Raw genomic sequence first — 19,537 nt, 5'->3', positions numbered from 1 at the left:
CTTTCATTAATTAACAGCTATCAGGCAATTGCAAAACTGTCCAGTTATCAAAATTTCATGTACAGTCATTGCATTTCGCGATTACCTGTCAACAGCTATAACCGACAGCTTCTATTCTCCCTGCACAGCTTTTCTGCTTCATCTTTCACCTGCTCCAGTTCCTTCCCAGCCAGAAAGCTCAGGGTAAGATGTTTCACTTCCGTTTCCAGAGGTTCCCTGGTGTGCAGGCTGTGTTCTCTGAAATGGTACGCTCTTCCGTACACGCTGGAGTTGGCAGGCTCAAGGCCCACCACATAGTCTCCGGAGGCAATGGATTTCCACTGCATGAGATACGGCAGTTCTTTCAGATTGTATTCTGTTTTCAGGCCAATCCCCAAATCCTCATTGATTACCGCCCCAAAAGTATTTCCCTGGGAATCCGCCGCCATTTCATGGAAAAACACGTATTCCGGTTCATTGTCTCCCGGCGGCTCCATCCTGTCGTAATCCTGTGTATGGGAGGCCGCAATTCATCTCTGGGCCGTACTTTCCTGGTGGGCAGGATAATCCGGGATTTTTCCGACAACAGCGGATAGCCCGCATTGATATGATACAGCAGCATCATGGGCTCCCTCCGGAATCCCTCATTGGAAATCCTGTCCTCAATACAGATTTTATGTTCTCCGTACACGGTGGTAATTTTCCTCCGCAGCACAATATTTTCCCCGAACAGCTCTGCCTCCCGCAGTTCTCCCGTTAAAGTCAGGGTATAATCTTCTCCCGTCCGGCAGATATCGGCTCCCACATGTTCTGCGGGCGTGGTGCGTATCCTTCCGTGCATGGGATACTCTTTCCCCTCCAGGCTGCAGGGCCCGCCGATATTTTCCAGGCCGCAGGTAAACAGAAGACCGCCCATAATGCTGCGCTGGGCTTCCGCTTCTCCGGTATCAAAATGATTTCTGCCCATCAGTCCCGGCTTTGACAGAAAACTGACATTATAACCCTGAAAAGACGCTTCTGCAATGTCCATACATTTATCCGCCGTTATGGTAAATGCCAGCGGGCCGTTTTTCACCTCATATGCTTTCATTCCCCTGGCTCTGCCTTCTTCATAAGTTACCGGGCGCGCGTACATAAGCTGCTGCATGTTGCCCACATGGCTGAGTAAATTTTTCTTCTCCATGATTTCGTTATTTCACCTTTCCAGTATGACTCACTTTCAATATGAGATTCACAACGGACATTACGCTCCGTTTGCTTTTAACAGTTCCAGCAGCAGATTCACACTGCCGGCCTGATAGCCGCTGCCGGCGTAAACAGCCTTAAGGCCCGGATTCAGAATGAAAAGCAGCGGAAGTTTTTCCGGGTCCGTGTACATGCGCCGGGCCAGCGGCTCCGTCAGCTCGTCAAAATCCCCGGTCACCACCTTTATCTCCGGAACTGCCTTCAGGAGCCGTTCCCAGGCCGGGGTTTTCCGTATCCTTTCCTCCCGCACCGCAAAGCAGATTCCCGCTTCCAGGGCCCGGAAATTTTCACGGAGCTGATACATTTCATTCAGCACATGCTCCGTGGGCTCCTCACCCGGCTCCAGAAATGCCAGAATATGTACGCCCTGAGCGGTCAGAGCGGAAGCATTGATTATGTGCCCGTCCTCTTTCAAATCAAAATCTTCCAGTTGTCTTGATACCAGCAGTTCTTCCGGCTGCCCGGTACGCATACGCAGTTCCGCCTCCTGGGGAAGTCCCGGCTCCAGGCAGAATTTATATTCTGCTGCAAGCTGGTCCCCTCCCGGCAAACGGTTTGCAGTGATAATCCGGTAAAGCCCAGGCTCCAGTTCCAGCTTCTGCTCCAGAGTTTCAAACTCCAGTCCCTGGTAATCCAAGGTGATAAACCGCCCCTGCCGGAACTGTCCGATGGTCCAGTTCTGATAATATATCCAGTCTTTCTCCGGTTTCCGTTTCAGGGTAAGGGTTACCCGTTCCGGTGCCTTCTGTTCTTCCCCGGTTCCTGATATTTTTACAAATTTATCTCCCTGATAAACCTCCACTTCCTGTTCCGCCTGGCTGATACGTGCCGGAACTCCCAGGGTACGCAGAATGGCCGCACAGAGAATTTTCTGACTCATGGGATTACCAAACCGGAATTGCAATGTATTCAGCGGCGTGGAAAAAATCGTGCTGTAATCATATATTTCTTCATAAAATGTCTGCTCCCGGACATAACGCCAGAGGGTTTCCGGCTGTTCCCGGAAACGTCGTTTCTCCTCCTGACTGAAATATTTCAGAATTTCCTCCCGGTAGCAGGTCAGTTCTTCATAAAAAATCCTGGGGCAGAGAATGTACTGTTCATACAGTTCCCTTTTCTCCTTTTCTTCCCATTCCAGACGGTATGTTCCGGCATACTGCAAATGATGTTCCAGCACATCTGCCCTGGCGTCCAGGTAATCTTTCCTGCTCAGACTGCGCAGCAGGCCTGCCCGGTCCGGGTTATCATCCTTTGCAAGAAACCGAAATATCTGGTCAAAATTCCCTGCCGCAAGGCGCAAAAATTCCTGCCCCTCCGGATATTTTTCTGCCAGTTCTGCTTTGTAATAGCTGCGGATTCTTCCGGCCCGCAAAGCTGCCGCTTCCTGCATACGCCGGCGGTTTTGGTTTTTCTGCTCCCTGGTTATGGTAACTTTGCAGAGGTTCTGCTCCTCCGGCGCCTTTATGTCAATATCTCTCCAGACGCCCGCCGGAGCCTGTTCTTCTGTCAGGGTAAGCAGAACTTTATCCTGCTGCCTGGTATCAATCAGGGCTTCGGCTGTTTTCTCTCCCATAGCAGCCCACAGATGTAAAGTACCCATACCGGTACACAGGACTGCACTTCCATCCTCATCTGTATCCAGTACCGCCATACTGCCATATTCCGCACTGTTCAGAAGTTCCGTATAAACTCTGGCATGTGATGCTGGGCCCCTGGAATCCTCCACCTTTATCTCAAGTTCCCTGGTTTTGGTATACCGGAATGTCACATTGTTATAACAGGGAAGCTCACCCTGCCGAAAGCAGGATTCCTGATTGCCGTAATCTGAAAATTCCCTGGCGTGAACCATCATGGTTCGGGAAGAGGCATTGGAAAACCATCCCTTATCCAGTACCGGTTCCGGCTCGCAGGCCCCAAGGAAATGCCAGTCTCCGTCCGCATATACTTCCACCCAGGCGTGGTTATCGTCACAATGGGCCCATTTGGGGGTATACACCTGCCTTGCGGGAATTCCCACGCTGCGGAATGCTGTCACCGCAAAGGTGGATTCCTCTCCGCACCGTCCTGCGCCGGCTTTGTACATGGTCAGCGGGGAAATGGTTCTGAAATCAGACGTCTCGTAGGTTCCGTTTTCCGCACACCAGTAATTAATTTCCAGCACTGCTTCCGTCATGGTCTTTCCCTGTATCCGCTCCCATAACTGCTCATAAAAGAAAGGCCTGCAGTCCTCAATATTTTCTGAATTAATCCGGTAATACAGGACATTATGGAGAAATATTTCCTCCGGAAGCCGGCGGCACCACTCCACGTTTTCCCGCAGCATAAGGCCGTGGCGGACAAAGGCCAGAAACACATCGAATCCATATTCGCCCATATCCCGCAGGGGCATGGTTCCGTAAAAAAATTTCATCAGAAGCTGTTCCTCCGGGGTACACATCTCCATGTTCCTCTGAATTTCGTTTTTTAAATATCCCATAAACGGCAGCCGGCTGTCGTACTGCCGCCGGGCATATTCCCACAGTGCTTTTGAAAACATTTCTGATTTCCTCCTTTTATCCGGTTTTATCTTATCCGGCTTCATTTTATCCGACTTCATTTTATCCGACTTTATCTTATCCGGCTTCATCCAGCGCCTGCCTTGCTTTTCTGATTTCCTCTCTGTCCGTGCGCAGAATTTCAAATTCACTGAACGCGGGAAGGCCCATATGAACCCGCCCGTTCCGGTATGTCATACCGCTGTCCAGCGTCCGTTTTCCGGACATGTGAAAACTGGCTGCATGAAGTTCTTCTGTCATCTCGCGTATGACCTTATCATTTACCCCGCTGCCAAGAAGAATCTCAATCCGGCCATCCGCCTGCGCAAGAAGCTGTTTCAGCACTTCCTTTCCTTCCGTGCAGACAGGGGCCTGACCGGAAGTAAGAACGGTGTCGATTCCCAGGGAAACCGCCTCTTCCAGGGTTCGATACGGGTCTTTGCATACGTCAAAAGCACGGTGCAGCGTTATCCGCAAAGGGCCTGCCGCTTCTCTTAACTGCTGCATTCTGTCTGTGTCCAGAGTTCCGTCCGACTTCAGACATCCCACCACAACACCTTCTGCTCCCAGTTCCCGGAACATACGGACGTCTTCCCGTATCATCTGAAATTCCGCATCCGTATACAGAAAATCACCGAATCTGGGACGCACCAGCACATGCAGAGGAATTTTGCACTTTTCACGGATTTGCCTGAACTGGCTGACCCCCGGCGTTGTTCCTCCGATTATCAGGCTGGCGCAGACCTCCAGACAGTCCGCACCCGCTTCCTTTGCAATGACCGCAGATTCCACCGAATCCACACATACTTCCAGCTTTCTTTTCATGTCCCGCCTCCGTTTTCCGGAAAAAGACAGCCCTGTCCCAAATGACACAGGATATTCCGGCTGCCTTTCTCCTTCGTTATATATGTTATTCTTTTGCCGCCTTCCACTCGTCAATCTGTTTCTGCATTTCTTCTATTACTTTGTCAATGCCGGTGGCTTTCAGCTTCTCCTGCAATTTAGGCAGATATTCTTCCGGGTCAACGCTTCCGGTAAACAGAGATTTTCCAAACTCATCCATAACATTTCCGAATCCTGCCACTTCGGTGCTGACCGGGTTCAAATCAAAGTCAAATCCAAAAGAGGGCGCTTCCACGGAAGAATCATTAAATTCCTTAAAGGTCGCCCATTTGTCCAAAGGCTCATTTTCCAGTACATAAGTGTTAAACAGTCCGCCCCGTACCCAGTAGGAAACGGAATAGTTTTTCCTGGTTTCCTCATTCAGTTTAATTTTATTTTCATACACATAAGGCTTGCCTTCCGCCTCTCTGGCTTCCTCGGCCGGAACCTCCACTTTGTCCCAGTGCTCTCCTTCAATTCCGTAGTTCAGAAGATTTCTCAGATATTCATCTGTGTTAATCAGGTTCAGAAGCTCCACTGCCTTTTCCGGATGTTTAGTCTGATCATTCACTGCGGTCAGAGCGCCCCGTGCGGAAATATTTGTCACATAAGTATCCATAATGGGAGTTGCCACCACTTCATATCCCAGGTCCTTGCCCCATACCAGATCCGCATAAGGCTGACCGTCTCCTTTTGTCACAAAACGTTTGATGGATTTGTCGTCGGAGGCGGTAGCGGCGTCTTTGTTGATATAGCCTGCCGTATAATATTTCCGCATGGTATCCAGGGTGGATTTCATCTTCTCCGTTTCAAATACATTTTTTACGGTAAGGGTTTCATCACCGTATTCGATTCCCACCGGATTCTGAATCAAATCCATGTAAGTGGGTGCGGAATAACTGCTGGTTAAATACATGGGCACCACATCCGGCGGTATTGATTTTCAGTTTTACCCCTATCTTTTCCTGGGTGTATTCGTTGACTTTCTCCAGCACCTTTTCCTGGTCTTTCTGAGCGTCTCCAATCTGCCACCAGGTCAGCTCCACCACTTCTTCCCCGCTGGAATTGGTTTCTTTTTTCCCGCCGCAGCCGGCAAGCAGTCCCGCAGCCATAACTGCCGCAAGGCCAACAGATACAATTTTTCTGAATTTCATGATTTCTCCTCCTTGTTCAATCTTACTCCTTCACTGCACCTACCGTCAATCCATTTACAAAGTATCTCTGGAAAAACGAATAGGCAAAGATAATCGGCAATGTGGATATGACCACAATTGCCATTTTAATGGTCTCTTTCGGCATATTGGCCGCCACTGCAATCCCGTCCACTCCCATGGTGGCCTTGTTGTTGGCCAGCCAGTCAATAGAGCTTTCTATCTGAATCAGCAGGTACTGCAGAGGTATCAGGTCCCGGTTATCCATGTACATCATGGCGTTAAACCAGCCGTTCCAGTAACCCAGTGTCAGAAACAGCCCGATGGTGGCCAGTCCCGGCAGCGCCATGGGAATAACTATCTGGAAAAACAGCCGCCATTCTGAGGCCCCGTCAATTTTGGCGGATTCCACCACTGCATCCGGAATGCTGGTCTAAAAAAAGGTCCGCAGCACAATAATATTAAATGAATTCAGACAGAGGGGCAAAATCAGCGCCCATATGGTATCTTTTAACATCAGAACCTTTGTCACAATCAGATAATTGGCAATCATACCTCCGTTGAACAGTATGGGGATGGTAATAACCGTGGTAAAAAATTTCCGGCAGGCGTAATTTTTTCTGGACAGGGTATAGGCATAAGTGCCTGTCAGAAACAGTCCAGTCAATGTGCCCAGAACGGTCACAAGGATGGTCACCCCATAGCTTCTCAGAATGTTTTCGCCTGCGCTTACAATATATTCACAGGCGTACAGACTGAACTTTTCCGGTATAAACCGGTATCCGTTCATGGCCAGTGACTCCTCATCCGTAATGGAAATGATAATCACGCAAATAAAGGGAATCACGCAAATCAGAGACAGGATTGTCAGAAATATGTTAAACAGCACATTAAACAGGTTGTAGAAAAATCCGTCCCCGGACAGCCGGAATTTCTTAAATGCCACCAGGATTCCGAATAATGGCAGATAAGCAAAAAACAGAAATCAGATTGCACCCGGCATACTTAAGACCAGCAGTTCCTTATTGGCTTTCAGCCGGCTTATGAAATTCCCTTTCGGCTTTCCGGCTTTTTTGATGTTTGCTTTCACTTTGAAACCTCCTTCTTTTCCTACTGCATATGTCCTTACCGGTTCGTCAATATGCAGTATGTTTTTTGTTTACTATATCATTGTGGAATTTGCACGGAAAGTTGAAAACTTTCAGGTTCATTGTACAAATTACAGTTATGTCTTTACAAAATTCATAAAAATTTCAGTTGTTGAACGGGTAAAATATGATATACTGCTATCAGACATAATTTGTTACAGATACAGCAAAAGGATTTCATATGCATAAAAAAGCAAAATACGGGAAGAAGCCAGAAAGTTGAATCCTGTCGATGATTTAATGTTTCGCAAAATGGCAGAAGACAAAGAATTCTGTCAGGAAATACTCCGTGTCATACTTGAAGATAATAAACTGACAGTTCTTGAATCTGTCCCCCAATGGACAGGAACAAATCTGCAGGGACGGTCTGTGATTCTTGATGCCAGATGTATCAGGGGCAATGGTACTCAGGTAGACATCGAAGTACAGAAATCAGATAATGATGACCATCAGCGGAGAGTTCGCTATAATAGTGCCATTCTCACAACTAACATTACTAATCCCGGCATAAAATTTGAGAAAATTCCTGATGTATGCGTGGTATTTATTTCCAAATTTGATATTTTTGAGGGCAATCTTCCACTTTATCATATTAATCGTGTGGTCAGAGAAACAGGAAAAATTGTCAGTAATGGATTTGAAGAAGTTTATGTAAATACAAAGATTAAAAATGATTCAGAAGTATCTGAACTCATGGAAGTGTTTGCCAGTGATAATATTTACAACAGCAAATTTCCAAAAACATCTGAAATGAAACACCGATATAAAGAAACAGAAGGAGGACTGGATGTTATGTGCGAAATTATGGAACGAATTACTTCAGAAGAAATCGGTAAAGTCAACAAATTAAATGCCATTTTATTGAAAAATAAGCGTTATGACGACTTACAGCGCACTACGGAAGACCTCGAATTCCAGGAAAAACTTATGAGAGAATTACTTCCGGAAGACATATTTGAATAATGATTTTTGTATTCAGAATCAGCTCCTTTGCGATTCCGTTTTTCGTATTGCTCAGATACCGGGCGAAGGAACAACCCACCTCTTTCTGAAAAATCTGTCCCAGATAGGAAGCGTTCATATGGTATTTATAAGCCAGAGTTTTCAGGTTCATATCTTCCCTGTAGTTCTGCTGTACCTTAGCAATAATCTGACGCACTACCGGGGTATACCGGGAATCCTCCTCATGCATACAGGCGATAATCTCTGTAATTTCCGAGGCAAATGCCGTCCGGATTCCATGAATATCATCTGCCCGGAAAATGATTTCAATCAACTCGGTAATATCCTGGAACTTGCCCGATTCCAGCTTATATTCCTTTTTGATTTCCTGCAGCAGCATGGCCATCCTGACTGCCATCTGGTACAGAGAACCCGCGGACGCATCTCCTCGTATATTATTGATAAACAAATCTTCCATAGCTTTCCTCTTTGCTGTACGTTCTTCGCAAAATCACAAAAAGGAAATGCAGATTCCTGCATTCCCTGATTGTCTCTGTTTAATTTCTGCTTTCCAGTTTCTGCATAATGCTCTGATTCATAAACATAATCAGAAACCCGTAAACGCTGCCCATAAACAGCACGGTTGTCCCCGCCGAAATCTCAAAAGCCGCCAGAAGGATGGCAAAGGCCGCCAGATTTCCGAGGGTGGATACGGGCCTGGCAATCAGCAGAGTTACCGCGGTCTTCACAATCTGCATATTCTCCATTTCATACCGGCTGGCCAGCAGATAAAGATTGGGCGTAACCAGCAGTGCAGCCGCAAACATCAGTATAAATATAATTGCCAGCGGAAGAATCCGAACCTGCAGCGTAAAAAATTCAATGTTGGTCCAGCAGAGCAGCACTGCAGTAAGCTGACCTGCCCCAAGCTGCATTTTCTGCCCAAAATCAGAGCAGTAGCCTTTCCGGTAATCTGCAAATCCGCTCCGCTCTGTTCCCTGTATCAGCCGGTTCATGGCATACATGACCGCCGAAAGAGCCGGGGCCATGGAAAGCAGACTGGGTACATTTACATCGTCCATCAGGTTGTACTGACCGTATCCATCCGTCTCACAGGCGTATACCTCTCCGAATTCTTCTGTCTTTACAATTCCGCAGGTTTCTATGCCCTGATAAATCTGTTCTTTTAAGTCCGCCGCCTCTTTCTGCATTTCCCAATCCTTCAGAATACTGCCCGCCATTTCTTCCAGATAGCCCAGCGCCACAACGGCAAACATATTGGAAGGAACCAGATAACCGTACATACACGCATCGTCACTGGGACGAAACCCTGACCAGGTCATGCCGATTCCCGATTTCACCAACGCCCCTTTCCCGTCTCTGGAAAGGGTATCTTTAAAATATGTATTCTGCCGCACAAAACTATATGGAGACCTCTCTTCGTGGTACTGCTCTGTCCGGAACACCTGCAGAATTTTTCCGGCTCCTGCCTGAAAGGACGAGTCCGGGTGCTCCCTGCACCTGGTATTTTTCCAGAGCAGATATGCAAACTGCAGAGGATAGCACAGGGAATCCACTTCGTATTTCCGTTCCCATACCCATCCGTTCTGCTCCGTAATATCATGTTCCCAGCAGTTTCCGTTGTCCGCCTCATTAAAAGCATTGGCATAGGGGTCTGTCTGAATGTACTGAAACTGCCTCCTGGACAGTCCGGCCAGAATCTCCTGCAGCGCAGGTTCCTGCTCCGCCACCGGAAGAAAGGGCCGAAGCTGCGCGGTGGAATCCCGCAGCCACATGGCGGGAATATCTCCTGTAATCACATAGGTTGTTCCGTCATCCATGGATTTCACCGTGGCGTCCAGTGTATTCAGATAGCAGTTTTGAAATATTTCAACTATTTTGGGGTATTCTCGTAATTTCTCTTCCACATTCCGAAACACGCGGCAGATGGAAGCATACCTTTGATTCTGTGTCATTTCTTTTCCTCCCATGATTCTTTTTGTTATAATCTGTCCGGTCTGACTCATTCCGGAATTTCATCATAACATCCATACTGAGAGGAAACAATTGCTTCCGGAGACACAGAACGGATATGTCCACTGAACCTGATATTATTCCATTCATGCAAGTGCGCATAATTATTGTTCTTTTGCGTACCGGGTATATTTTTTCACAAATGCTGTCTTTCCTTCGGTATACCTGTCCCGGTCGTGCTCAAACTGTTTCCACAGGCCCAGCTTCAGCTTTTCATACTCCCTGGCAATCTGAGGACGGGCACTCAGGTAATCACGGAAATACAGTTCATCATTGTCTCCCGCCCGGCGCAGGTGCAGATGGAATACCCGTTCTGCAAACCCCTGTTCCGTATACCCCTTATTGAAGGACAGGCGCTGCTCTTCTTCCGACATACAAAGGTATCCCGCCCGTACAATACATTCGGAAAACGTTTCAAATTCACTGTCTTCTGTAATTTCCACCAGAATATCAATGATGGGCTTTGCCTGTATATCTTTTATGGCTGTGCTGCCGATATGGCTGATACGAGCCACCTGCCTTGCAGGCAGATGTTCCTTTAACAGGGCCGCTTCTTCTTCATACCAGTCTTTCCAGTATGGTTTGTGCTCTGTGAGGAAAATCGGAAATAGCTGCCACAGTTCTTCGAGACTCATTTCAGAGAGTTGTCGGTTCATCCGGAATCCTCCTTTGTATGTTTAAATTCTGATACCGTAGTCGTCAAAGATAGAAACCTGTCCGGTTTCTATCATTTTTACCAGATATTTGCTTTTTACTTCCTCCAGAAATTTTGGAACAGCATCTCTATGATTTTTTAAAAACCACTCAATATGATTGTATAAATAAGTTATTCTGATATCCGGATCATTTAAATCATTTGGCACTCTGCTCATCCTTTCATCCATGCTGTCAAAGCCGGAAAAAGGCTCCAGAAGTCTGTTTTTAGCCATCTCAATATATTCTGAATTATTATCAATTCCTATCCCGTATCTGTTTAGCTGCTGGCACACTCTCAGCAGCGTCCCGGAGCCCAAAAAGGGATCAAGCACAGTATCTCCCTCATTTGAGCTGGCCAGTATCATCCGCTCATAAAGCCCTTCCGGCTTCTGTGTGGGGTGTTGCTGACGGTTCGTATTACAATAATGCATATGGGAAAATTCCCACACGTTTCCCGGATTTGCGCCACGCATATTGTTCACGCTTCTGTAAAATTTCTGCGGCACCCTGATATCATCAAGGTTAAACGTGAAATTTTTTGCATTCTTTGTGAAAAACAGTATATCATCGTGTCTTGGGCTGAACCCTTTTGTTTTTCCCACACCCTGAGTATAATACCATGTAATCCACCCGTTAAATGCAAATCCAAATGTTTTCTCCAATATTTCATATATATATGAAATATATCTCATTCCCATAAAAACATATATGCTGCCATTGTCCTTTAATACCCTGCTGCATTCTGAAATCCAGTTCTTACTAAATTCTATATATTCATCAAATTCCAGCCTGTCCTGACTCTTTCCATAGTTTTTATTCAAATTATAAGGCGGATCTGTCACAACCAAATCAATGGATTTATCAGGCAGCTCCTGCAATTTTTCAATTGCATCCCCTGTAATTAAAAACTGATTATCTATTTTATCCATCCGTTTTTTGAAGCCTCCCTGTAAAAATCTTCAATCGTTCTCCTGCTGCTGTGTAAATATTTATAATCCAGCAACTGGCACATTTCCCATGTAGTTCTGTACTGATAAGAGACATAATGGATATCTTTTATCTGTATCTGCCCTGTCCCCAGTGACGGATTATAATTTATATCCATGTCACTGATAAACTTCAAATCATACACATTATAATCTGATACTTCCATGATTCCATCCATTAATCCCGTATCTGCATTTTTCTGCACATATACCCTGTGCTTTATGGAAAGAATAACAAACATAAAATCCGGATCTCTTACATATGCAGTCCGTATTCTGCTAAAACTTGTAATATTTGGCCCTTTACCACTGCCTGGAATATCATCTGCTGCAGCTTTCACATCTACATTTCCTGTCAGGACAGTATTCCCCTTCCTGAACTGTAAAATAATATCTGCCATCCCCAAACGTTCCTGAGCTTCTACATTGATAAGATGATAGTCATTATCCATGTTATCTCTGATTCCTGCAAACACTTCATCCGCCCAGGCTTCAATCATGGGGCCGGCAATTTTATTAATATTTTCCAGAGGAAGACCCATTTTTAAATTGGTGTTTATTATAATTTTATCATCACCTGTTTCTTTTTGCCTGTCAAGAATTTTTCTAATCTGAGTAATAACAAATTCGGAATCTTCTTTATATGTTGCAGATTCCAGAGGCTGCTTTAAAAGTAAATCTTCGTACTTCAAAATTTCAGCTCCTTTTATATATCATTCCTGTCCATTATACCATACTCCCCCTGCAATTACATGAAATCTCCATTGATTTCTGAATCAGATACTTCCTCCATGATTGCTTTTATGGTATAATATCGTCAGATATTATACCGCCCGAATGGGCAACGGTACCATACCATATCACGGAGTGATTATGGTATAATATCGGCAGATATTATACTGGAAGGAACTTTGAACAGGAGAGACCCTTATGGATAAAATCAGAGAATTTACAGAACTGGAAACAGAACGCTACGTGAAAAAACACGGCCTGTTTCCTGCCGATGCAAAACTGAACATCAGAAATATTGCTTCCGGGAGCAAAGAAACGGAGGGACTGGTCAACCTGATTTATCAGGTAAGGGATGTCCATACCGGAAAATCTCTGATTTTCAAACAGGTTATGCCTTATGTACTGGCATTGATGAAACATGAGGGTATCCTGCGTCCTACCGCCAGAGGCCGCACTGTAAAGGAAGTACGGGCCATGGTGCTGATGGATGTAATTTATCCCGGAATTACGCCGAAGGTTTATTTTCAGGATACAGAGCAGGGCATTATCTGCATGGAAGATTTGAGCCATCTGAGAAATATGCGGTTTCAGCTGGCAGAACAACAGCAGTTCCCTGACTTTGGAATACGCATTGGAGCGTTTCTGGCTGAAATGCTGTTTTTTACCTCGGACCTTTATCTGGATACCCGGACGAAAAGACAGTGGGAACAGCTTTTTGACGCGCAGGGAGCCAAAGAACTGCTTCTGGATTTGCTGTTTCAGGAAAGCTGCGCTCTGTTCAACCCCGCCAGACCCTTTGAGGCAGAAGCCCGCGAAACCCATCGGCGCATAGCCGCAAACCGGAGACTGAAAGCGATGGTCTACGAGATGGGCACGCGGTTTTACGAGGAAAAACAGTGTATCTGCCATACGGATTTACATACCGGAAATATTATGATTGCCCCCGGCGAGGTACGCCTGATTGACTGTGAATACGGCGGCTATTCTGCCTTTTTCGGGGATTTGGGACGAATTGCCGGCAGCTTTATTGTCAATTATGTTTCCTGGCTGGGAACACCGGAACTTTCATACGAGTCGCGCCTTTGTATGCAGCAGTACGACCTTGATATGATTCGCGGCCTGTTTGACGGCTGTCTGGAAACCCTCAGGCAGTTATTTGCAAAATACCGACCGAAACGCCCCGCACTGAGAAACATCGTTCCGGAAACATATTTTATGTCTTTTTTCTGCGACGGTGTCCGCTTCGCTGCAGTAACCGCCGCATGCAGAACGCCTTCTGACTGGACACAGCCCTGTGACTTTGCCCGAATCAAACATCCGGAGCTTATGGGCCTTGTGCAGAAGCGCGCTCTGGAAATTGCAGAATATACGCTGAAGCACGCAGAAGAACTCCGCAGTATTGAGGATTTCTGCAGTCTCATTCATGACTATGCCGGTGTGGATGTATAAAAAGAAATAAGCCGTCACTATTGCGGGTAGCGGCGGCTATTTCTTTTTCCCTGTAAATCTGATAAATCAAATTAGCAAAGACAACAATGAGTATTCCAATCTGAATTACATGAAAAATCCTCTATCCTGCTTTCGGCAGTTCTTCCAGAGATTTGAAGGTATACCCCATTTCCTCCCATTTTGTCAGCAGTTCATCCAGAATTTCCCCGTTTGTCTTCGATGTATTATGTAACAGTACCACTGCCCCCGGATGCACCCGTTTCAGCAGTTTGTCAAAAGCCTCTTCATGAGTAGGCTGGCTGTCCTGATTCCAGTCCACATAGGCAAGACTCCAGAATACGGTTCTGTATCCCAGATCCTTTGCAAACTGCAGGCTGGATTTGCTGTATTTTCCCTGAGGAGGACGGTAATATTTCGCCATGGGTGTTCCCGCCACCTGTTCATATAAAGCCTCCAGTTCTCCCAGCTCTTTGGAAAATTCTTCTTTTCCCATCTGAGACATATCAGGATGGTGATAGCTGTGGTTTCCTACGATATGCCCTTCTTCTATCATCCGTTTCACCAGATCCGGACTGGTTTCCAGATAATTTCCCACAACAAAAAATGCTGCCTTTGCCTTATGTTTTTTCAATGCGTCCAGAATTGCAGGCGTATTCCCGTTCTCAAACCCGCAGTCAAAGGTAAGGTAAAGAACCTTTTCCTGGGTGTCCTCCGCATAACATGCATTGTATTTTTCCATTTCCTGAATGGTGGCGTTGGCAACCGGCAGTTTTCCTTCTTCCTGAAAACTCAGCCCCCAGTTCTCCTCTGCGTCCGTCTGAATGGCTGAACTGATGGTGGGCGCAACCTGAGCCGCAAACCTTCCAAGGAAAAAGGAACCGGCGAAAAGCACCAGTACCGCCAGACATGTTGTTATTTTTATGTTTCGCAGCACAGTAACTTCCTTTCTGCTCCTGTAAAGAGCAACGTTCTTTTGTTACATTATATTGTCCTGGAAGGTTTTTCATGCCGGGAAACCAGCGGTTTTTCTGTAACAGTTCAGCCTGCGGCCTTCCTGTTACAGAATCCGGCCCATGTAAAATCTGCTTTCAGCAAAGAGCCGGATTCTCCGGCTGAATTCACATCTTCTTACGGACTTTGCAGCAGGTGCAAAGTCCTGGGCTGAACTGCTATGTTTTTATTTCACAGAATTTAAAATGCTGTTGATTTTCAAATGCAGGAATGATTCTTACATTAAAAAATCTGCCATCAGTTCAAAATTCAAAACTGATGTCGCTCGCGTTGGGTGTATTAAATATGCGGTAGCTGGGAGAATTTACAGAAGAAGAAACTGAGGAATACCTGACGGCTATTCTCCAGAAAGCCGATCATTCCTGCAGAAAAGATTTAAAAGCGAGGCTTCACCGCAATGAATAATCCAGCCGTAAAAATTTTCTGCAGAAGAAAAAGGAACCGGAAATTTCCAGTCCCTTTTTCATTGCGTAACATTTTAACCCTCGCGGCATTGGCCAAATCCTGCGGCTGCTGCATAGCTCAATGCCCGCGGGAATAAATAATAGCCTCCGCCAGCTCTTTCGCCTTCTGTTCCGTGGTAAGATAAGATGTAAGCCTCAGTCCGAAAGGAATGGCAGTTCCCATGCCCCGGCTGGTAATTATATTTCCGTCTTCCGCCACTTCTTCATACGTTACTTCCGCTCCGACGAGTTTATCTTCAAATCCCGGATAGCAGGCAGCTTTCTTTCCTGCCAGGATTCCCGCCTGTCCCAGAACACCGGGCGCCGCACAGATAGCCGCCACCAGTTTTCCCTGCTCCGCAAAAGATGTTATGATATCATGGACGCCCGAATGGCTGCCCAGGTTTGTGGTACCCGGCATTCCTCCCGGAAGCACAACTCCTTCGTATTCCTCAAAATTTACTTCCTCGAATAAAATATCTGCCAGAACCGTAATGTTATGGGAACCGCAGACCTCTTTTTTGCCCATAACAGAAATGGTTACCGCATCAATTCCGGCCCGGCGCAGAATATCCACCACGGTCAGACCCTCGATTTCCTCAAATCCTTCTGCCAGAAATACGCCTGTTTTTTTCATGATATATATGTTCCTTTCTTTGTGCTGTTTTCTTTCCGAAAAGCAAATGTATGTTACTCATTGCAACAGCCTCATTATATCACAAATCATTCATATTAAGAACCCCGTCGTTGTAATCTTTCACGTCAAATCTCCGATTTTTATAATAATATTTTCTGTCCTCATCGGTTATGGGCCGCAGAACTTTACAGGGATTCCCCGCTGCAATCACATTCGCAGGGATATCTCCGGTGACCACACTGCCGGAACCAATCACCGCGTTATCCCCGATATGTACGCCCGGATTGATTACCGCATTTCCCCCAATCCATACATTATTTCCAATGGTGACTCCGATTCCGTATTCGTAGCCGGAATTTCTGGAATCCGGATGGACGGGATGGCCGGCAGTATAAATGGAAACGTTGGGAGCAAACATTGCGTTTTCTCCGATGATTACTTTACCCACATCGAGAATCGTCAGGTTGTAATTGGAATAAAAATTATTTCCAACTTCAATATTATACCCATAATCGCAGCGGAAGGGCGCTTCCACATGAATACTCTCCCCGCAGCTTCCCAGAATTCCCCGTATCAGTTTCTCCCGTTCTTCGCTCTGCTCCGGTGAAAGTTGATTATAACGGTAAATCCGCAGCTTATTTGCATTTCGCTCCTCTGTCAGTCCGTCCATCCATGCTTTATATGGAAGCCCGGCAAGCATTCGTTCTTTCTGATTCATATTCCACACTCCAATACCATAACACCGCAGCCTGCCAGCACCAGTTTTTCTCCGGCCTGATTTTCCGGCAGATTGGAAAGAAGCACCTTGCTTACCTTATATTCCGGCTGCAGTTCCACAGGTTCTTTTCCGAAATTAGCTGCAACCAGCACTCTTTTCTCTCCGTTTTCCTGGTTTTCTTCTTCCAGAGTCCGGTAAAAAGCCATTACAGATTCCTGCTCCCCATATACGGGCGCAAATACTCCGTAAGTAAATACTTCCTTATATTCCTCTGATTTGCGCAGGGCAATCAGTTTCTGATAATAATGAAGCACGGAATCCTCCTGTTCCTGCTGGTCCTTTACATTGATTTCGGAATAGTTCGGATTTACTTTCATCCAGGGAGTGCCTTCGGTAAATCCTGCGTTTTTCTCACTGCTCCACTGCATGGGCGTTCTGGCGTTGTCCCGGCTCATTCTGGCACAGGCCTTAAGGGCATCTTTCTCAGAAAGTCCCGCCTCTCTGGCAGTCTGGTACTGGTCTTTGGTGCTGATATCATCCCATTCCTCGCTGCTGTTCCATTCGCAGTTCTGCATTCCGATTTCCTGTCCCTGATACAGGAAAGGAATCCCCCGCAGCAGCAGGCTCACTGTCCCCAGCATCTTGGTTCCCGCCGGATTTCTGGCATATTCCGGCAGAAATCTGGAAACCCCTCTGGGCTCATCATGATTTTCAATAATATTGGCCTCAAATCCTACGTTCTGCACTTCAAGCTGGGAATTTACTATGGCAGCGCGCCACTCCTTAAAATCAATGTCCGGCGCGTCGTACCAGCCATGCTCTCCTTCGCTGAGGCAATGGGCGCTGAAATCAAAAATTGTGGAAAAATGCCCGTTCTCACCAATGAATTCCGGCAGCTCCTCTTCATGCATGTTGAATACTTCCCCCACGGTAAAAGCATCATACTTTGCAAAGGTGTTGTTCTTCAGTTCTTCCAGCAGCTCTCCGATTCCGGTGGTCTGCTCCACCGCCCGGTGATAGCCAGCCAGTCCGTCCGGGCCGTCCGGCTCCAGATCCGGGAAGTTCACATCTTTTTTAATATTGATGATGGCGTCAATCCGGAAGCCTGCCAGCCCCTTGTCCAGCCACCAGTTAATCATATCATACAAATCCTGCTTCATTTTCGGATTTTCCCAGTTCAAATCCGGCTGCTCTTTTGCAAATGCGTGAAAATAATATTTATCGGTTCCCGGCACAGGCTCCCAGCAGCTTCCTCCAAAATAAGACCGGTAGTTTCCGGGAGGATTTCCGTCTTTCCCTTCCCGAAAATAAAAGTAATCGGCATATTCCCCTTCCGGGTCCGCAAGGGCTTTCTGAAACCATTCGTGTTTATCGGAACAATGGTTAATCACCAAATCCATCACAATCTGTATTCCGTGCTTTTTTGCCTCCGCCAGCAGTTTTTCAAAATCCTCCATGGTTCCGAATTCCGGTGCAATTCCGTAATAATCCGAAATATCATAGCCCTGGTCCACAAAAGGGGACTCGTAAATGGGGGAAATCCAGATAAGGTCAATGCCCAGTTCTTTCAGATAATCCAGTTTTGCAATGATTCCCTGTAAATCTCCGATTCCGTCCCCGTTGGTATCGTAAAAACTTTTCGGGTAAATCTGATATGCCACTTTGTCATGCCACCATTTTCTCTTTACTTCCATCTCTGCTTCCTCCTGTTCTGACGCTTTGTCTGTCATATGCTAACATCTTTTTCACACAGATTTTAAAAAATGCTTTCTTTCTTTGTAAGATACTGCTATTATAATGGTATATTCACAGATTTTCTTGCAATATATTTGCCTGTTATGACACAATCCTGCTCTTTTCCGGCAGATATCTTTGCCGGGATGATAAAGACAGGACAGATGGACCTGCAAAACAGGAGGTAAGAAATGAAAAAATTACACTCTCTGATTTCAGAACAGAAAGAAGACGCCAGACACGGAGAATCCTTTTTCCCCATACAGAAATATATTACTTCTTTTTCTCCGGAATATCCGGTGCTGACTACCCACTGGCATGAGGAAGCGGAATTTACGCTGATTTCAAAGGGAAAAGGGATTTACCATATTGATTTGACCGAATATGAAACAGAGCCGGAAGATTTGATTTTCGTTCCGCCTCTGGCTCTCCACTCCGCCTCCTCTCCGGAAGGCTGCGGCCTTGTATCGGAAACGTATGTATTTCATATGAATTTTCTGGGCGGAAACTCCACGGACATCTGCTCCACCAGATACCTGCAGCCCCTGGCCCATCATGAAATGATTCTGCCGGCGGTCATCAAACCGGAACACCCGGCTTATCTTTCCCTGCGGAAAATTTTCGGACAGATCAGCAACCTGTACGACGGGGGAATCCCCGGATATGAGCTGGCTCTGAAAGCCCTGCTATTACAGATGATTTTCCTGCTGCTGCAATTTAAGGAACATGTGCCTTCTTCCGACAGCTCCAACGCTGTTCATTCCGAAAAGCTGAAAACCGTCCTGGATTATCTGGAGCTGCATTACATGGACGCCGTCTCCGTCTCCGACCTGGCCGGCCTGTGCTACTTCAGTGAATATCACTTTATGCGCTTTTTCAAAAAGCATATGAACATGACCTGTGTGGAATACCTGAACAACCTGCGGCTGGAAAAGGCTGTGGAACTTCTGGAAGACGAAAACGCTTCCATTCTGGACGTTTCACTGTCCGTGGGATTCCGCAACCTTTCCTATTTCCACCGGGCCTTTAAAAAGAAATACCATATGACGCCAGGAGAATTTCTCAAACTGAAAACCAAACCCCCGCCGCAGAGCTGATGGGGCATGGAAGGTCATACCGCCGCAAATTCCGCAGACCATCCACACTCCGCTGGCTGCGCTTTAAAGGAAGGTGAAAGCGTGGAAGAACATGCAGCTCCCACAGACCGTCCCCTTCA

At 46.3% G+C, this 19,537-nt stretch carries 16 protein-coding genes and 2 pseudogenes; 3 read left to right on the top strand and 15 right to left on the bottom strand.

Translation table 11 applies throughout. The annotated features are described in order from the left end of the window. Positions 1-95: 95 nt before the first annotated feature. From VSQ32_01390 to VSQ32_01365, 6 genes and pseudogenes are all read right to left on the bottom strand, one after another. Positions 96-476, bottom strand: coding sequence for a DUF4432 family protein (locus VSQ32_01390; protein MEH2941537.1), 381 nt, complete (start codon positions 474-476; stop codon positions 96-98). Next, positions 389-1,162 carry an aldose 1-epimerase family protein gene (locus VSQ32_01385; protein MEH2941536.1) on the bottom strand — a complete coding sequence of 258 codons (774 nt, stop codon included), beginning with the start codon at positions 1,160-1,162 and terminating at the stop codon, positions 389-391. The genes VSQ32_01390 and VSQ32_01385 overlap by 88 nt, the downstream gene beginning before the upstream one ends. A 60-nt stretch (positions 1,163-1,222) precedes the next feature. Further along, positions 1,223-3,850, bottom strand: a complete 2,628-nt coding sequence (locus tag VSQ32_01380; GenBank protein MEH2941535.1) for a transglutaminase-like domain-containing protein — start codon at positions 3,848-3,850, stop codon at positions 1,223-1,225. Next, complete coding sequence (locus VSQ32_01375; GenBank protein MEH2941534.1) at positions 3,837-4,583, bottom strand: copper homeostasis protein CutC; 747 nt, start codon at positions 4,581-4,583, stop codon at positions 3,837-3,839. Before VSQ32_01375 ends, VSQ32_01380 begins: the two co-directional genes overlap by 14 nt. 85 nt (positions 4,584-4,668) lie before the next feature. Beyond that, a pseudogene (locus VSQ32_01370) lies at positions 4,669-5,794 on the bottom strand (DUF3502 domain-containing protein). A gap of 22 nt (positions 5,795-5,816) precedes the next feature. Next, positions 5,817-6,716, bottom strand: a pseudogene (locus VSQ32_01365) (carbohydrate ABC transporter permease). Positions 6,717-7,179: 463 nt separating this feature from the next. On the opposite strand from VSQ32_01365, the gene VSQ32_01360 reads away from it, so the two are divergent. Then, a complete protein-coding gene (locus VSQ32_01360) occupies positions 7,180-7,902 on the top strand; it encodes a PD-(D/E)XK nuclease family transposase (protein ID MEH2941533.1) in 723 nt (240 codons plus the stop codon). Here VSQ32_01360 and VSQ32_01355 read toward each other — a convergent pair. From VSQ32_01355 to VSQ32_01335, 5 genes are all read right to left on the bottom strand, one after another. Continuing rightward, entirely contained in the window at positions 7,865-8,359 is a 495-nt protein-coding gene (locus tag VSQ32_01355; GenBank protein ID MEH2941532.1) for an AraC family transcriptional regulator, read from the bottom strand. The two genes, VSQ32_01360 and VSQ32_01355, sit on opposite strands and share 38 nt — an antisense overlap. A gap of 79 nt (positions 8,360-8,438) precedes the next feature. Beyond that, the gene (locus VSQ32_01350; protein MEH2941531.1) at positions 8,439-9,857 is read right to left on the bottom strand and encodes a glycoside hydrolase family 125 protein; all 1,419 of its coding nucleotides are present in this window, start codon (positions 9,855-9,857) and stop codon (positions 8,439-8,441) included. A 162-nt stretch (positions 9,858-10,019) separates the two neighbouring features. Continuing rightward, on the bottom strand, positions 10,020-10,571 hold the full coding sequence (locus tag VSQ32_01345) for a GrpB family protein (GenBank protein ID MEH2941530.1): 552 nt from the start codon (positions 10,569-10,571) through the stop codon (positions 10,020-10,022). A 21-nt stretch (positions 10,572-10,592) separates the two neighbouring features. Then, positions 10,593-11,540, bottom strand: a complete 948-nt coding sequence (locus tag VSQ32_01340) for a site-specific DNA-methyltransferase (protein ID MEH2941529.1) — start codon at positions 11,538-11,540, stop codon at positions 10,593-10,595. Beyond that, positions 11,528-12,289 (bottom strand): hypothetical protein, encoded by a 762-nt coding sequence (locus VSQ32_01335; protein ID MEH2941528.1) that lies wholly within the window; start codon positions 12,287-12,289, stop codon positions 11,528-11,530. The genes VSQ32_01340 and VSQ32_01335 overlap by 13 nt, the downstream gene beginning before the upstream one ends. 238 nt (positions 12,290-12,527) lie before the next feature. Between VSQ32_01335 and VSQ32_01330 the strand changes: the two genes are divergently transcribed. Further along, complete coding sequence (locus tag VSQ32_01330; GenBank protein ID MEH2941527.1) at positions 12,528-13,778, top strand: phosphotransferase; 1,251 nt, start codon at positions 12,528-12,530, stop codon at positions 13,776-13,778. 121 nt (positions 13,779-13,899) lie between these two features. Here the strand turns inward: VSQ32_01330 and pdaA are convergent, their stop codons facing one another. The 4 genes from pdaA to VSQ32_01310 all read right to left on the bottom strand — a co-directional run bounded on the left by pdaA (position 13,900) and on the right by VSQ32_01310 (position 18,281). Further along, complete coding sequence (gene pdaA, locus VSQ32_01325; GenBank protein ID MEH2941526.1) at positions 13,900-14,712, bottom strand: delta-lactam-biosynthetic de-N-acetylase; 813 nt, start codon at positions 14,710-14,712, stop codon at positions 13,900-13,902. Positions 14,713-15,311: 599 nt separating this feature from the next. Beyond that, the gene (locus VSQ32_01320; protein ID MEH2941525.1) at positions 15,312-15,869 is read right to left on the bottom strand and encodes a DJ-1 family glyoxalase III; all 558 of its coding nucleotides are present in this window, start codon (positions 15,867-15,869) and stop codon (positions 15,312-15,314) included. Between the two features lie 79 nt (positions 15,870-15,948). After that, the gene (locus VSQ32_01315; GenBank protein ID MEH2941524.1) at positions 15,949-16,587 is read right to left on the bottom strand and encodes a sugar O-acetyltransferase; all 639 of its coding nucleotides are present in this window, start codon (positions 16,585-16,587) and stop codon (positions 15,949-15,951) included. Next, positions 16,584-18,281: an alpha-glucosidase gene (locus VSQ32_01310; protein ID MEH2941523.1), complete on the bottom strand. Its 1,698-nt coding sequence runs from the start codon at positions 18,279-18,281 to the stop codon at positions 16,584-16,586. The genes VSQ32_01315 and VSQ32_01310 overlap by 4 nt, the downstream gene beginning before the upstream one ends. A 231-nt stretch (positions 18,282-18,512) precedes the next feature. On the opposite strand from VSQ32_01310, the gene VSQ32_01305 reads away from it, so the two are divergent. Then, positions 18,513-19,418: an AraC family transcriptional regulator gene (locus VSQ32_01305; protein ID MEH2941522.1), complete on the top strand. Its 906-nt coding sequence runs from the start codon at positions 18,513-18,515 to the stop codon at positions 19,416-19,418. Positions 19,419-19,537: the final 119 nt, after the last annotated feature.

It is taken from the genome of Lachnospiraceae bacterium JLR.KK002 (assembly GCA_036941025.1).
Classification (GTDB): domain Bacteria; phylum Bacillota; class Clostridia; order Lachnospirales; family Lachnospiraceae; genus Petralouisia.
The sequence above is the reverse complement of the archived record's forward strand: the minus strand, read 5'-3'. Positions and strand labels throughout refer to the sequence as shown.